The organism is Leifsonia sp. T36S-04 (genome assembly GCF_042465655.1).
Lineage (GTDB): Bacteria > Actinomycetota > Actinomycetes > Actinomycetales > Microbacteriaceae > Leifsonia.
In genome coordinates, this window is sequence record NZ_CP146286.1 from 1974966 (window position 1) to 1988756 (window position 13791).

General features: G+C 69.2%; 16 protein-coding genes. 7 read left to right on the top strand and 9 right to left on the bottom strand.

From position 1 onward, the window contains the following. Positions 1–22: 22 nt before the first annotated feature. The 4 genes from P3F85_RS09610 to murI form a co-directional block, all read right to left on the bottom strand. Positions 23–925 carry a cation diffusion facilitator family transporter gene (locus tag P3F85_RS09610; protein WP_374007042.1) on the bottom strand — a complete coding sequence of 301 codons (903 nt, stop codon included), beginning with the start codon at positions 923–925 and terminating at the stop codon, positions 23–25. Between the two features lie 72 nt (positions 926–997). After that, positions 998–1618 carry an RdgB/HAM1 family non-canonical purine NTP pyrophosphatase gene (rdgB, locus tag P3F85_RS09615; RefSeq protein ID WP_374007043.1) on the bottom strand — a complete coding sequence of 207 codons (621 nt, stop codon included), beginning with the start codon at positions 1616–1618 and terminating at the stop codon, positions 998–1000. Between the two features lie 2 nt (positions 1619–1620). Further along, the gene (gene rph / locus P3F85_RS09620) at positions 1621–2367 is read right to left on the bottom strand and encodes a ribonuclease PH (RefSeq protein ID WP_374007044.1); all 747 of its coding nucleotides are present in this window, start codon (positions 2365–2367) and stop codon (positions 1621–1623) included. Then, positions 2364–3215, bottom strand: coding sequence for a glutamate racemase (murI, locus tag P3F85_RS09625; RefSeq protein WP_374007045.1), 852 nt, complete (start codon positions 3213–3215; stop codon positions 2364–2366). The genes rph and murI overlap by 4 nt, the downstream gene beginning before the upstream one ends. 79 nt (positions 3216–3294) lie before the next feature. Between murI and P3F85_RS09630 the strand changes: the two genes are divergently transcribed. After that, entirely contained in the window at positions 3295–4614 is a 1320-nt protein-coding gene (locus tag P3F85_RS09630) for a nicotinate phosphoribosyltransferase (RefSeq protein ID WP_374007046.1), read from the top strand. Between the two features lie 16 nt (positions 4615–4630). On the opposite strand, the gene P3F85_RS09635 is transcribed toward P3F85_RS09630, so the two are convergent. From P3F85_RS09635 to P3F85_RS09645, 3 genes are read right to left on the bottom strand one after another with little or no spacing between them, the layout of a single operon-like run. Beyond that, positions 4631–4909 (bottom strand): DUF3039 domain-containing protein, encoded by a 279-nt coding sequence (locus tag P3F85_RS09635; protein ID WP_374007047.1) that lies wholly within the window; start codon positions 4907–4909, stop codon positions 4631–4633. A 38-nt stretch (positions 4910–4947) separates the two neighbouring features. Next, entirely contained in the window at positions 4948–6489 is a 1542-nt protein-coding gene (locus tag P3F85_RS09640) for a hypothetical protein (RefSeq protein ID WP_374007048.1), read from the bottom strand. Between the two features lie 11 nt (positions 6490–6500). Next, positions 6501–7478 carry an ABC transporter ATP-binding protein gene (locus tag P3F85_RS09645; RefSeq protein WP_374010910.1) on the bottom strand — a complete coding sequence of 326 codons (978 nt, stop codon included), beginning with the start codon at positions 7476–7478 and terminating at the stop codon, positions 6501–6503. Between the two features lie 347 nt (positions 7479–7825). Between P3F85_RS09645 and P3F85_RS09650 the strand changes: the two genes are divergently transcribed. From P3F85_RS09650 to P3F85_RS09675, 6 genes are all read left to right on the top strand, one after another. After that, positions 7826–8518 carry an NTP transferase domain-containing protein gene (locus tag P3F85_RS09650; protein ID WP_374007049.1) on the top strand — a complete coding sequence of 231 codons (693 nt, stop codon included), beginning with the start codon at positions 7826–7828 and terminating at the stop codon, positions 8516–8518. A 59-nt stretch (positions 8519–8577) separates the two neighbouring features. Further along, the gene (locus tag P3F85_RS09655) at positions 8578–9453 is read left to right on the top strand and encodes an ABC transporter permease (RefSeq protein WP_374010911.1); all 876 of its coding nucleotides are present in this window, start codon (positions 8578–8580) and stop codon (positions 9451–9453) included. Beyond that, positions 9454–10185: an ABC transporter ATP-binding protein gene (locus P3F85_RS09660; RefSeq protein ID WP_374007050.1), complete on the top strand. Its 732-nt coding sequence runs from the start codon at positions 9454–9456 to the stop codon at positions 10183–10185. It begins immediately after the preceding gene. Between the two features lie 141 nt (positions 10186–10326). Beyond that, on the top strand, positions 10327–10644 hold the full coding sequence (locus tag P3F85_RS09665) for a hypothetical protein (protein WP_374007052.1): 318 nt from the start codon (positions 10327–10329) through the stop codon (positions 10642–10644). 146 nt (positions 10645–10790) lie between these two features. Then, positions 10791–11102, top strand: a complete 312-nt coding sequence (locus tag P3F85_RS09670; protein WP_374007053.1) for a helix-turn-helix domain-containing protein — start codon at positions 10791–10793, stop codon at positions 11100–11102. A 53-nt stretch (positions 11103–11155) separates the two neighbouring features. Continuing rightward, positions 11156–12088: a hypothetical protein gene (locus tag P3F85_RS09675; RefSeq protein WP_374007055.1), complete on the top strand. Its 933-nt coding sequence runs from the start codon at positions 11156–11158 to the stop codon at positions 12086–12088. 7 nt (positions 12089–12095) lie between these two features. Here the strand turns inward: P3F85_RS09675 and P3F85_RS09680 are convergent, their stop codons facing one another. Both P3F85_RS09680 and P3F85_RS09685 read right to left on the bottom strand, forming a co-directional pair. Further along, positions 12096–12980: a glycosyltransferase family 2 protein gene (locus P3F85_RS09680; protein ID WP_374007057.1), complete on the bottom strand. Its 885-nt coding sequence runs from the start codon at positions 12978–12980 to the stop codon at positions 12096–12098. Next, positions 12973–13791 (bottom strand): CDP-alcohol phosphatidyltransferase family protein, encoded by an 819-nt coding sequence (locus P3F85_RS09685; RefSeq protein ID WP_374007058.1) that lies wholly within the window; start codon positions 13789–13791, stop codon positions 12973–12975. Before P3F85_RS09685 ends, P3F85_RS09680 begins: the two co-directional genes overlap by 8 nt.

The following is a 13791-nucleotide window of genomic DNA, read 5'->3' on the forward strand; positions in this document are numbered from 1 at the left end:
GCGGCGGCGGCAGCCGCGACGGTCAGCGGTGGAACTCGTCCTCGTGGGCGGCGTGCTCCGCTGGCTCGAGCTGGAAGGTGGAGTGCTCCACGTCGAAGTGCTTCGCCAGGCAGCCCGACAGCTCGTCGAGCAGGGCTCCTGTGCGTCCCGACCGGAACACCGACTGCTCGCAGACGACGTGCGCGCTGAACACCGGCGCACCGGACGTGATGGCCCAGACGTGGACGTCGTGCACCGCGACGACGCCCGCCGTGCCGAGGATGTGGTCCCGGATCTCGGCGACATCGGTGTCCGCGGGGGCCGCCTCGCTCAGCACGCGCACCACATCCCGCAGCAGCGAGAAGGCGCGCGGCACGATCAGGACGGCGATGAGCAGGGACGCGATCGCGTCGGCCGCGACGAAGCCGGTGGTCAGGATGACGACGGCCGCGACGATCACCATGGCCGAGCCGACCAGGTCTCCGAGCACCTCCAGGTAGGCGCCGCGCATGTTGATGGAGCGGCCGACGGCGGGACGCAGCAGCAGGAGGGCGCCGAGGTTCGCCACCAGCCCGATGGAGGCGACGATCAGCATCGGGACGCTGTGCACCTCCGGCTCTCCCCCGACCAGCCGGCCGATCGCTCCGACCGTGACGGTGACGGCGACCACGACGAGGATCAGTCCGTTGATCAGCGCACCGAACACCTCGGCGCGTCGGTAGCCGAACGTCTGCCGGTCGGTCGCCGGACGAGCGGCGACGATGGTGGCGATGAGCGCGATCACGAGCCCTGCGAGATCGCTCAGCATGTGGCCGGCATCCGCGAGCAGCGACAGCGATCCGCTGATCGCCGCCCCGAAGACTTCCACGACGAGCACCGCCGCCACGATGCCGATCGCGATCAGCAGGCGGTTCCGGTTGGCGCTGTGGCCGTGGTCGTGACTCATCTCAGGTTCTACGGTAGATAGAAGTTCGCGCCGCCGCCAGAGGCCGCGGCTAGTTGGGAATGAGTGCCGTTCTCAGCTCGCGCTCGAGTCGCCCGCGGACGGATGCGCCGCCAGCTGACGAAGGGCGGGAACGATCGCCGACAAGGCCCGCGCGCGGTGGCTCGCGGCGTTCTTCTCCTCGGACGAGAGCTCGGCCGCCGTCACGTCCCGGCCCTCCGGCACGAAGATCGGGTCGTAGCCGTGACCGTTGGCGCCGCGCGGCTCCCGCGCGATGCGGCCCGGCCAGATGCCCTCGACGACGGTCGGCTCGCCACCGGGCACGAGCAGAGCGAGGGTCGCCGTGAAGTGGGCGGCGCGGTGAGCGTCCGGCACGTCGGCCAGCTGGTCGAGCAGCAGGCGGAGGTTCGCCGTCGCATCGCCGTGGGACCCGGCCCAGCGCGCCGAGAAGATGCCCGGAGCGCCGCCCATCACATCCACGCAGATGCCGGAGTCGTCGGCGAGCGCGGGGAGCCCGGTGTGCGCGGCGGCGGCCCGCGCCTTGATGAGCGCGTTCTCTTCGAAGCTCGCTCCGTCCTCGACCGGTTCCGGGCCGTCGTACGTGACGATCTCCAGCCCCGGGACGGCCGCACCCAGCAATTGCTGGAACTCACGCGCCTTGTGCGCGTTGTGGGTCGCGAGGACGACGCGGACCACGCTCACGCCTCCGCGGCGAGTGCGAGCGCTGCGGTCTGGATGCTGGCCAGCTCGGCCGTCCCGGCGAGCGCCAGGTCGAGCAGCGAGTTCAGCTCGGTGCGGTCGAAGGGCGCGCCCTCCGCCGTGCCCTGCACCTCGACGAACAGTCCGCGGCCGGTGACGACGACGTTCATGTCCGTCTCCGCCCGCACGTCCTCGACGTAGGCCAGGTCGAGCATCGGGGTGCCGTCGATGATGCCGACGGAGACGGCCGAGACCGAGTCGATCAGCGGCGTGGCCTTCTGGCCGATGAAGCGTCGCTCGCGTCCCCACTCCAGCGCATCCGCCAGAGCGACATACGCTCCCGTGATCGCGGCCGTACGCGTGCCGCCGTCGGCCTGCAGCACGTCGCAGTCGAGGACGATCGTGTTCTCGCCGAGCGCCTTCATGTCGACGACGGCGCGCAGGCTGCGGCCGACCAGACGGCTGATCTCGTGGGTGCGGCCTCCGACGCGTCCCTTGACCGACTCCCGGTCCATCCGGTCGTTCGTCGAACGGGGCAGCATCGCGTACTCGGCCGTGACCCAGCCGCGGCCCTTGCCGGACATCCAGCGCGGGACGCCGTTGGTGAAGGACGCGGTGCACAGCACCCGGGTGTTGCCGTAGGAGATGAGCGCCGACCCCTCGGCCTGGCGGCTCCAGCCGCGCTCGATCGTCACGGGTCGCAGCTGGTCCGGCGTGCGCCCGTCGGCGCGGGTGATGTCGGTCACGGGGATCTCCTCGGTAGGGATGGGGTGGTCTTCAGTGGCAGATCGATGACGCCGGTTGTCACGAGGTCGACAGCCAGCACCTCGGGGCCGATGAAGCGGTGCGCCAGGCGCAGGAAGTAGTCGGCGTCGGAGCCGGTGGCCTCGTAGCGGAGCGTGGGAGGCAGCAGCGAGCGCCGCTCGGTGCCCTGGCTGACCAGCGTGCGGTACACGTCCTTCGCCGTCTCCGTGTCGCTGGAGACGAGCGAGACGCCCTCCCCCATCACGTACGAGATCGCGCCTTTCAGGAACGGGTAGTGGGTGCATCCCAGCACGAGCGTGTCCACGTCAGCCGCCCGGAGCGGCTGCAGGTACTCGGCGGTGACCTCGAGCAGTTCGTCGCCGCTGGTCACCCCCGCCTCGACGAACTCGACGAACCGCGGGCAGGCCTGCGTGAAGAGCTGGAGGGTCGGCGCGGCGGCGAAGGCGTCCTCGTACGCTCGGGAGGCGATGGTGCCGACGGTGCCGATCACTCCGACGCGCCCGGTGCGTGTTGCCGCGACCGCTCGCCGCACAGCGGGCTGGATGACCTCGATGACGGGGACGTCGTAGCGCTCGCGTGCATCCCTCAGCATCGCGGAGGAAGCCGTATTGCACGCGATCACCAGCATCTTCACACCCTGCTCGACCAGGAAGTCGAGCACTTCGAGCGAATAGCGGCGGACGTCGGCGATCGACTTGGGCCCGTAGGGCGAGTGCGCGGTGTCGCCGACGTAGAGCAGCGACTCGTTGGGCAGCTGATCGCGGATGGCCCGCGCGACGGTCAGCCCGCCGACACCCGAGTCGAAGATCCCAATCGGCGCATCCGTCACAGCAGTCCAGCCTACCGGCCCCCTGGTGGTGACCGGCCGCACGGATGCGCGGGCGGACGGGGTGGGTAGGCTGGGCCGCGTGACCGAGAGATCCGCGTCCACCGCGTTCCTGACCGACCGCTACGAGCTGACCATGCTCGATGCCGCTCTCCTGGCGGGCACCCACGACCGCGAGTGCGTCTTCGAGGCATTCACCCGCCGCCTTCCGGCCGGCCGTCGCTACGGCGTCCTCGCGGGCACCGGCCGGCTGCTCGAACTCATCCAGCAGTTCCGGTTCGGGGATGCGGAGCTGCAGTTCCTGCGCGACAACCACGTGGTGCGCGACGAGACGATCGACTGGCTGGCCGACTACCGCTTCTCTGGCACGATCCGGGGCTATCGGGAGGGCGAACTGTTCTTCCCGGGCTCCCCCTTCTTCATCGTGGATGCGCCCTTCGCCGAGGGCGTCATCCTGGAGACCCTGCTGCTCAGCGTGTTCAACTACGACTCGGCCGTGGCCTCCGCTGCCGCCCGCATGGTCGCGGCCGCGGGTGGGCGTCCGCTCGCCGAGATGGGCTCGCGGCGGGCCAACGAGCGCTCGGCGGTCGCCGCCGCCCGCGCGGCGTTCATCGCCGGCTTCTCCGCCACCTCCAACCTGGAGGCGGGGCGCACGTGGGGCGTGCCGACGATGGGCACCGCGGCGCACGCGTTCACCCTGCTGCACGATTCCGAGGAGGCCGCCTTCCAGGCCCAGGTGGATGCGCTCGGCCCGGGGACGACGCTCCTGGTCGACACGTTCGACGTCACGAAGGCGATCGAGACGGCGGTCCGCGTCGCCGGACCGCAGCTGGGCGCGGTCCGGCTCGACTCGGGCGATCTACCCAAGCTGGTCAAACAGGTGCGTGCGCAGCTCGACTCGCTCGGAGCGACCAAGACCCGAATCACCGTCACCAACGACCTGGACGAATACACGATCGCGGCGCTGTCCGCGTCTCCGGTGGACTCGTACGGTGTCGGCACGTCGGTGGTGACCGGCTCGGGCAGTCCGGCGTCGGGCATGGTCTACAAGCTCGTGGCGCACCGCGCGCGCGGCGGTGACGGCGAGTGGATCCCGGTCGCGAAGAAGTCGGAGAACAAGGCGAGCGTGCCGGGGCGCAAGCACCCGGTCCGGCGGCACGACGCGTCCGGCACCGCGATCGCCGAAGTGGTGCACATCGTCGAGAAGGGCGACATCCCGGACGACACCGGGCGCGACCTCCTGACCCCGCTCATCACCGACGGCGAGGTGCACGGCGAGCACCTCGGGATCGAGGGCACCCGGAGTGCACGCGAGCACCGGGAGCTGGCGATGAGCGAGCTGCCGGACGAGGCGTTCCGCCTGGGCCGCGGCGACCCCGTCCTGCCGACGATCTTCGAGTGACGGCAGCCGGCGGAGCCTACTCCGCCTTCAGGCCCTCGTAGATCTCGCGGCAGGTCGGGCACACCGGGAACTTCTCGGGGTCGCGGTTCGGCGTCCACATCTTGCCGCACAGCGCCTTGACCGGCTTGCCGGTCATCGCGGACTCGAGGATCTGCTCCTTCTTGACGTAGTGCGAGAAGCGCTCGTGATCCCCCGGCTCCTGGTTCTGCAGCAGCTCTTCGAGTTCGCGGTCGAGCGTCGTCGCGCCGCCACCGCTGGGAGCGCCGCCGGGCTCAGAGATGCTCGCTTCGTTCATAGTCCCAGTTTAGACGCCCTGGACCGAAGCCGTCCGGGTCAGTCGTTGCGGTTGGCGAACGCCATGAGCTCCGGGCCGCGCCGGTCGAACAACCGGCCCCCCAGCCACAGGCCGAAGAACAGCGTGGCGAACCCGATGAGCACCGCGACGGCCGGCGCGATGGCCAGCCAGAACGAGTTGACTGTCAGCCCCAGCACGAGGAACACCAGGACCGGGGACGCGAGGATCAGGATGGCGAAGAAGCTGAGCGACTGCACGACGGCTGCCGAAGCCCCGGACGTCTGGGGCTGCGTGAACGCGCTGTCACCCGGCTTCGTGGCGGGGTAGGGGAACAGGGCGGACGAGATGCTGGACAGGCCGAGACCGATCACGAGGATCGCACCGCTCAGGGCGGCCACCGACGGCAGCACCGCCCAATCTCCGTAGACGATGGTGGTGGCGATGGAGCCGACCACGAGGACCGGGATGCCGACGACGACCGGAGGGAACATCCGTCCGGCGCGATCCGCGAGCCCGCGCGTGCCGGACACGAGGTGCAGCCAGATGGCCGTGCTGTCGTAGGCGAGGTCGTTGTGGATGCTCCAGCCGAGGAACAGGCACACCAGGGGCAGTGGGACCAGTGCGATGAAGTGCGACGGCAACCCCGCGAGAGCCAGGGCCACGATCACGAACACGGGGATCACCGGGATGAGCACGATGGACACCCAGTAGCGCGCGTCCCTGCCCCAGTAGGTCATCGACCGGGCGGCGATCGCGGCGGTCGGGCCGCCGGGAAGCCGGTCGAACCAGCCGAGGCCGTGATACGCCTTGGACCGGGCCTCACGCTCCGGCGACGCGACGATGCGGGCGATCAGCGCGGTCCAGGCCAGCCAGAGGAGTCCAAGGGTCGCCACCGCGATGAGGAGCTGGAGCACGGCGGCGCCCCAGTCTCCCTCCGCCGCAGCTCCCGGAGCGGACCAGGCCGCGCCGAGCGGAGTCCACGAGAGCCAGCCAGCGAAGCTGCTGAGCGTTCCCAGCCCGTCCCGGCCCCAGTCGACCGTGACCAGGAGCAGCAGCACCGGCGCGACGAGCACCAGCAGCAGGATGCCGACCACTCCGCCGGCCTCGCGCGAACGCCGCGTCGAGAGCATCGCGCGCGCGATCGACGTCGTCACGCGGGAGGCGAGCACGCAGGTCAGCACCACCACGACGGCGGAGAGCAGCGCGACCAGGATGGTGCCCGCGTTCTGCGACCAGGTGATCACGGTCGCCGCAGTGCACACGATCAGCACCAACGAGGGGATGCCGATGAGACCGGCCAGCAGCAGCCCGATGGCGAGCGTGCGGTTCGGGATGCCGAACAGCGAGAACTCGCGGGGGTCGAGCGTGTCGTCGACACCGAAGAGCAGCGGCAGGAGGGCGAAACCGGCGAGGACCACCGAGCCGATCACCACGACGACGCTGTGGGTCGCGGGGGCATCGTCCACGACACGCGCCGCGACCAGCGAGCCGACGACGAGCACGGTGATGAAGCCTCCGTAGAGCAGGCCGATCACCAGACCGAACACTTGCCAGGGGCTCCGCCGGAAAGCGTTGCCCATGATCCGGAGCTTCAGTCCGAGAAACTGTGCAACCACTCCATGCCCTCCGCTGCCTTGCGACCGCCGGCCAGGTCGACGAAGCGCTCCTCGAGCGTCTGCGAGCCGCGCACCTGGTCGATGGTGCCTGCGGCGAGGACCTGGCCGCGGACGATGATGGCCACGCTGTCGCACACGCGCTGGATCATGTCCATGCCGTGGCTCGAGACGACCACCGTCCCTCCCGCGGAGGTGTAGCGCTGCAGGATGTCGATGATGTTGGCGGCGGAGACCGGGTCGACCGATTCGAAGGGCTCGTCCAGCACGAGGAGGCGCGGCGAGTGGATCATGGCGGCGGCGAGTGCGATCTTCTTCGTCATGCCGGCGGAGTAGTCGGCGACCAGCCGGTCCAGCGCGTCCTCGATGCCGAAGGCGGCAGCGAGGTCGGCGGTGCGGGCGCGGACCGTTGCCGCGCTCAGGCCGCGCAGGGTGCCGGCATAGCGCAGGAACTGCGCTCCGGTGAGACGGTCGAAGAGGCGCAGCTTGTCCGGCAGCACGCCGACGATGTGCTTCGCGCGGACCGGCTCGGCCCACACGTCCACGCCGTGCACGACGACCCGGCCGGCATCCGGCCGCAGCAGACCGGTGACGATGGACAGGGTCGTGGTCTTGCCCGCCCCGTTCGGCCCGACGATTCCGTAGAACGAGCCCTCTTTGATCTCGAGGCTCACGCCGTCCACGGCGACGGTCTCGCCGTAGCGCTTGTGCAGTCCGCCGATCGACAGGACGGTGGGCCGCGTGTCGGCGGGGGCCGGTGCCTCTGCCGTGCGTGCCTGCGTCGTCGTCCGGGTCGTCTGCCGGGGCTTCGTGGTCGTCGCCCGCTTGCGCGGTGCGCGGGTACTCGTCCCGGCTGCGGCAGCCGCCGTCTTGGCCGGCGCGCGCTTGGGCGCGACGCGCGGCACCGCCGTCTCGGCCTCGCTCTGAGCGGCCGTCGGCTCGGCAGCCTCCGCCATGGTCTCCCCCCTCTGCGAGTCCTCTCCGGCCCCCTCGACCGGGCCCTCAGCGGACTCGGCGATCTGGGGACGGGCGGACTCGGAACTCACTCCGCTAACGTACCAACACATGCTTTGGTGCGTACCCCCCGCACCGTTTGCGTCGGACTGCGTCGCCTCCGAAAGTCCTGTGAGGAACATAACGACCAAGCAACGACATCCGTCAACCCCTCCCCCGCACGAGGGGCCCCCGGTATTCTAGGGCAGGCATGCAGGGAGAGTCGGTACAGAACGTGTCGACGGACCCACGTGCGGATGAATCCCCGGTGAACCTCGCCTGGACCGCCGCACAGATCAAGGAGATGATTGTGACGACTCAGGTAGTGATTCTCGCGGCCGGTATGGGAAGCCGGCTCGGACGGAGCCTCCCGAAGCCGCTGACCGAGCTGAACGACGGTCGCACGATCATGCAGCAGCAGTTCGACAACATCCACGCCGCCTTCGGCAAAGACGCCCAGGTGACGATCGTCGTCGGCTACAAGCTCGAGCACATCATCGAGGCGTTCCCCGACGCGCAGTTCGTCTACAACGAGCAGTACGACCAGACGAACACCTCGAAGAGCCTCATGCGCGCCCTCCAGGCCTCCGGCGCGGGCGGCGTGCTGTGGATGAACGGCGACGTCGTCTTCGACCCGGCCGTCCTCGTCCGCGGCGCGGCCATGGTCGCCCGCGATCAGACTTTCGTCACGGTGAACACCTCCTCCGTCGCCGACGAAGAGGTCAAGTACACGACGGGCCCTGAGGGCTACATCCAGGAGCTGTCGAAGACCGTGAAGAACGGCCTGGGCGAGGCCGTCGGCATCAACTACATCTCGTCGGCCGACAAGGCCACACTGCTGCGCCAGCTGCAGCGCGTCGGCGACCAGGACTACTTCGAGCGCGGCATCGAGCTCGCCATCGAGCAGGACCGCCTGCTCGCCGAGCCGGTCGACATCTCCGACCTGTACGCGGTCGAGGTCGACTTCCAGGAAGACCTCGAGCGCGCGAATCTTTTCGTATAGTCGGAGCCGCGTGAGCCCTCACGCAGCTTCGATCAATACGATGGGTTCCCGTGACCAGTATCCCGACTGAGGTGCGCCCTGCGCAGCGTTCGCCGTTCACGCGCTATCGGCACTCCCTCTGGCTGCTGACCCGCCGCGACCTGCGCGTCCGCTACTCCACCAGCTTCCTCGGCTACCTGTGGTCGATCCTCGATCCGCTCGTGATGAGCGGCATCTACTGGTTCGTCTTCACGGTCATCTTCAAGCGCGATGTCGGAGAGAACCCGTACATCGTCTTCCTGCTCACGGCGCTGCTTCCGTGGATGTGGTTCAACGGCGCCGTCTCGGACAGCACGCGTGCCTACATCCGCGAGGCGAAGCTGATCCGCTCGACGATGATCCCGAGGACGATCTGGGTGAACCGGATCGTGGCGTCGAAGGGGATCGAGTTCCTGCTGTCCCTGCCGGTGCTGGCGTTCTTCGCCATCATCACCGGTGCGAAGCTCAACATCGACGTGCTGCTGTTCCCTCTCGCCATCGTCATCCAGACCGTGCTGACGATCGGCGTCGGCCTCATCGTCGCTCCGCTCGTCGTGTTCTTCCGCGACCTGGAGCGGGCCACGAAGCTCGCCCTCCGCTTCCTGTTCTACGCGTCGCCGATCATCTACAGCGCGCGTGACCTGCCCGGGGGATGTGGTGCGGGCGTGGCGGCCCGGCACTGCGCCGCCTATCTGACCGCGCATCCCGGTGCCCAGACGGACGTCCTGTTCTCCCTGCACTTCTGGTCGGCGTTCAATCCGCTGACCGGGATCTTCAGCCTCTACCGCTCTGCCTTCTTCGCGGAAGAGCTGGACTGGTTCCTGGTGGGTGTCGGCGCCGCGATGTCGCTCCTTCTGCTGGCGGTCGGCTGGGCCGTGTTCAAGCATTTCGAGCGCGACATCCTGAAGGAGATCTGAGTGGCCCCCGTCATCGCCGTCGACGGCCTCGGCGTCCGGTTCCGCCGCAACCGCGGAGCCCGCCGCTCATTCAAGGACCTGTTCTCGTCGCGTCAGCGGCGCGTCCGGCCCGACGACTTCTGGCCGCTGCGCAACGTCTCCTTCCATGTGGAGCCGGGCGAAGCGATCGGCGTGGTCGGACGGAACGGCCAGGGGAAGTCGACCCTGCTGAAACTGGTGGCAGGCGTTCTCCTTCCCGACGAAGGCACCGTGAAGGTCACCGACGGGGTCGCACCACTGATCGAGATCACCGGAGGCTTCGTCGACGACCTCACCGTGCGCGACAACGTGTATCTGACGGCGGGGCTGCACGGGATGTCGCGCGCGCAGATCGATGAGCGCTTCGACGACATCATCGGCTTCGCGGAGATCGGCGACTTCGTCGACACCCCCTACAAGCACCTCTCCAGCGGAATGAAGGTGCGCATCGCGTTCTCCGTCATCTCGCAACTGGAGGAGCCCGTGCTGCTCGTCGACGAGGTGCTCGCGGTGGGCGACCGCGGGTTCCGCGAGAAGTGCTACCGACGCATCGAGGAGCTGCTCGCCGGCGGGAGGACCCTGTTCTTCGTGTCGCACAACGAGAAGGACCTGCGCCGGTTCTGCGAACGCGGGCTGTACCTGGACAAGGGATCACTGATGCTCGACGGGCCCATCGACGAGGTGCTCGCCCTGTACAATGCCGACTACAACTGAGCGGAATTGCCTGATCGGGGGCGTTTTTCGACGTCTGCAGAAATCGTCCCCAGAAAAAAGTTCGGCGAGTTATCCCCGGAAGTGGTGTTCGTACCTTGTTCCACCCCCGCGAGCGTCGGAGGGGCTCGTTACGTTCGTTGCATGAATCGTCTTCGGTTTCTTCGCAGGCCCTCTCCGGCCCCTCGTCCCCGCCGTTTCGCCTACCCGGTCCCGTGGCGCGTCGACCGCTCCACAGCACCCCACCTCCGGCTCGTGAACACCGGCCGCCACACCCTGACCGGCGTGACCGTGAGCATCGCCGGCACCTCCCGGCTTCGGGTGAGCGGTCCGAGTTCCGTGCTTCCCGGCGACGCCGTCCGCGCGAGCGTGACCGGTTCCGATCCCGCACGCGACACCGTCCTGGTCGTTCGGTGGTTCCCGCCGGACGGGCGGGAGTACCTCTGGCAGATCAGCCTGTGACCGTCTTCCTCGGGCCGCCACGGCGGCCCGAGGAAGCTCCGAATGCCCGCATCACAGGCATTTCAGGCAACGAACGCGTGAGGTCCGGCGATCGTAGCGCCAGCGCTCTGGAGTCCGGGCGCGGATGGTCCTGTACTTGAAGGACTATGGATAACCACGTTGCTCTTGCCGCGAAACTGCTCGGCGACCGCATCCGTCAGGCCCGCGTCGAGCTCGGGATGAGCCAGGAAGGCATCGCGGGACTCGCGGGCATGCACGTCACGAACTTCGGCAAGATCGAGCGGGGTCGCGCGAACCCGAGTCTGCTGACGATCGTGCGGATCGCGACCGCACTCGACACCGACGTCGCCACTCTGACGCAGGACATCACCCGGGAGCACCTCCCGAGCGGCATGCGCGTTCTGTCCGCAAGCGACTATCTGAGCGAGCGCGCCCGGCGCGCACAGGGATCCCGCTGAGAGAAAGCCGTCATCGATGGCACTCTCGGAGATCCGGCCTACACTCTCTGGAGATGGCCAAGAAGCAGCAACCGATCATCTCCGTCACCGGAGGCCCCCAGCGGGGCGGCGAGACTCCGCGCGCGCTGAACACGGCGCTGGACCGTTTCCTCGGCATCCAGCGCCCGGTCGTGCTGGCGCACTTGCGCAGCATCCGGCGACGGCATCCCGAAGCGACGGCTGACGAGCTCGCACGCATCATCGAGCGACGTTATCTCGCAGCGGTGACGAGCGGCGGCGCTGCGGTCGGCGCGACAGCGGTCGTCCCTGCCATCGGAACCGGCATCACGCTCGCCCTCTCGGGCCTCGAGACCGCCGGCTTCCTCGAGGCCACCGCCCTCTACGCGCAGTCGATGAGCGAACTCCACGGAATCGCCGTCGAAGACCCCGAGCGCGCGCGGGCGCTCGTGCTGACCATGATGCTGGGACGCGAGGGCTCCGACCTGGTCCGCCAGCTGGCCGGCCAATTCGCCGGCGCAGGCGCGACGCGTACCGCGTACTGGGGCGAGCTGGTCACCTCCAGTCTTCCGGCGATGGTGGTCGGACCGCTGGTCGATCGCCTCAAGGGTGCGTTCATCCGCCAGTTCGCCGTGCGCGGCGGGGCGAGCATCCTCGGCCGTGCCATCCCGTTCGGCATCGGGGCGGTCATCGGCGGTGCCGGGAACAACATCCTCGGTCGCCGGGTCGTCCAGAACGCCCGCCTCGCCTTCGGACCGACGCCGCTGGTCATTCCCGTGGCGCTGGCGCCGATCGAGGGGCCCGGAGCGGTGCGGCGGCTGGGCTCTGCGACGAACGAGCGAGCGGTCCGCGTCGGCAAGGCGCTGCGTGGAGCCCTCCCCACCCGCCGCACGTCGTCCACGGGGAAGAAGGCGACGGTCGAGCCGGGTGCCCTCGAGGCCCCGTCGTCCGCCGACGACGACGATCTCCGGGACCGCGCCGTCGGCTGAGTCCGGCTCAGACGATCGGTGGACGCCCCGCCGCGGTCATGCGGGCAACCGTGCGCCAGCGGAGCGGTCGCCGCTCCCCCGGGTCGGCGCGCCAGCCCTCGAACCATCCGCCGAACCAGGAGCGCAGGACGGCGGGCTTGCGGAACCACCGCAGGAGCTGAATGCCCGTCCACGACCCGACATAGAGCGGGATCAGGACGACAGGCAGGTTCCGTCTCGCCAGCCAGACCCGGTTCCGTGCGTTGAGCCGGTAGTAGTACGAGTGCCGCGTTGGCGAGACGGAGGGGTGCTCGGCCACGAGGTCGCCCGCGTACCAGACGCGCTTGCCCTGGTCCCACACCTTCCAGGCCAGGTCGATGCCTTCGTGCGCATAGAAGAACGGTGCAGCCCATCCGCCGGCGCGCTCGAAGACATCCCGCGGAAGCACGATGACCGCCTCGAGGACAGCGAAGACGTTGCTCGAGCGCTCCGGATCGCCCTTCCGGATCCGCGGGATCCAGCGGCGCGGAGCGGGCGTCCCATCGGGAACCCGCAAGCGCGGCTGCAGCATGCCGATACCCGGGTCGTCGAGCAGTTTCGCGACCGCGTCGGCGAGGAACGTCGGCGACGGGATGTCCGCGTCGTCGTCGAGGAAGAACAGCCACTCCCCCGCCACCAGCGGCACGCCCGCGTTGCGGCCCGCAGGGATGCCGACGTTCTCCGGAAGAGCGAGCGAGCGGACGCCGGCCGGCAGCGGCGGTTCCGCCGTGGCCGGGTCCCAGCCGTTGCCGACCACGACGATGTCGGTGACGACGCCGCGCTGAGCGAGGACCGACTCCAGACCCCGCCTCAGGTCGGCCGGTCGCGTGCCCTGCGTGAGGACGACGACCGCTACCGCGGGCTGCTCAGCCACGGACTCGGCGGGACGCCATGATCGTCACGAAGTGACCGACCAGCGCCAGAAGCGACAGCGGGACGAGCGCGACGAGCAGGATGCGGTCGGCCAGCGTCGCCCCGACGAAGAGACCCACGATCGAGAAGACGAAGATCAGGATCGTGAGCTCGACCGAGTGGTACAGGCGGTGGAAGGGCAGGAACCGGGCTGCGCGGCGCAGAGTGGCGACGGCCCCGTGGGTCGGCGCGTACTCCGATTGCGTGTCCGCGAGCTTCGGGAGTCCGGCGTTGGCGCGCGCGACGCGCACCATGTCGTTCAGCGCCTTGTTGAGGACGATCACGAGAGCGAGCAGCGTGCCCAGGTTGGTCCAGAGGAAGTCCTGCGGAGCCTCGAACGGGTAACCGGCGGCCCGGATCCCCAGGGCGATCGCGATGAGGGTCTCGGTCGAGTAGTGCCCGACGTTGTCGAGGAAGATGCCAGCGGGAGACGACGTACCGCGCCAGCGGGCCACCTCTCCGTCGCAGCAGTCGACCAGCATCTGCAGCTGACCGAGCACGAGGGCGAGAGCCGCGCCGCCGATACCGGGGATCAGGAGCGAGGCGGCGGTCGCCCACCCCGTCAGGATCATCAGCCCGGTGACGCCGTTCGCCGAGATGGATGTCTTCAGCAGGACCCACGTCAGGTACGGGGACAGGTTCCGCAGGTACAGGGAGGCGGTCCAATGCTCCGCGTTGCGGCGGCCGCGCACCTCGGGAGGCTGGGCGACCTCCCGGAGCTCGGCGATCGACGACGGGCGGGCGCCGTGCGCCGCAGGTCCAGGAACGGTCAT

What these genes read in the sequence shown, in the direction of transcription:
- P3F85_RS09610 (WP_374007042.1), bottom strand. Translation starts at nt 925, where the DNA reads ATGAGTCACGACCACGGCCACAGCGCCAACCGGAACCGCCTGCTGATC.
- P3F85_RS09635 (WP_374007047.1), bottom strand. Translation starts at nt 4,909, where the DNA reads ATGAACGAAGCGAGCATCTCTGAGCCCGGCGGCGCTCCCAGCGGTGGC.
- P3F85_RS09640 (WP_374007048.1), bottom strand. Translation starts at nt 6,489, where the DNA reads ATGGGCAACGCTTTCCGGCGGAGCCCCTGGCAAGTGTTCGGTCTGGTG.
- P3F85_RS09645 (WP_374010910.1), bottom strand. Translation starts at nt 7,478, where the DNA reads ATGGCGGAGGCTGCCGAGCCGACGGCCGCTCAGAGCGAGGCCGAGACG.
- P3F85_RS09665 (WP_374007052.1), top strand. Translation starts at nt 10,327, where the DNA reads ATGAATCGTCTTCGGTTTCTTCGCAGGCCCTCTCCGGCCCCTCGTCCC.
- P3F85_RS09670 (WP_374007053.1), top strand. Translation starts at nt 10,791, where the DNA reads ATGGATAACCACGTTGCTCTTGCCGCGAAACTGCTCGGCGACCGCATC.
- P3F85_RS09675 (WP_374007055.1), top strand. Translation starts at nt 11,156, where the DNA reads ATGGCCAAGAAGCAGCAACCGATCATCTCCGTCACCGGAGGCCCCCAG.
- P3F85_RS09685 (WP_374007058.1), bottom strand. Translation starts at nt 13,791, where the DNA reads ATGACCGTTCCTGGACCTGCGGCGCACGGCGCCCGCCCGTCGTCGATC.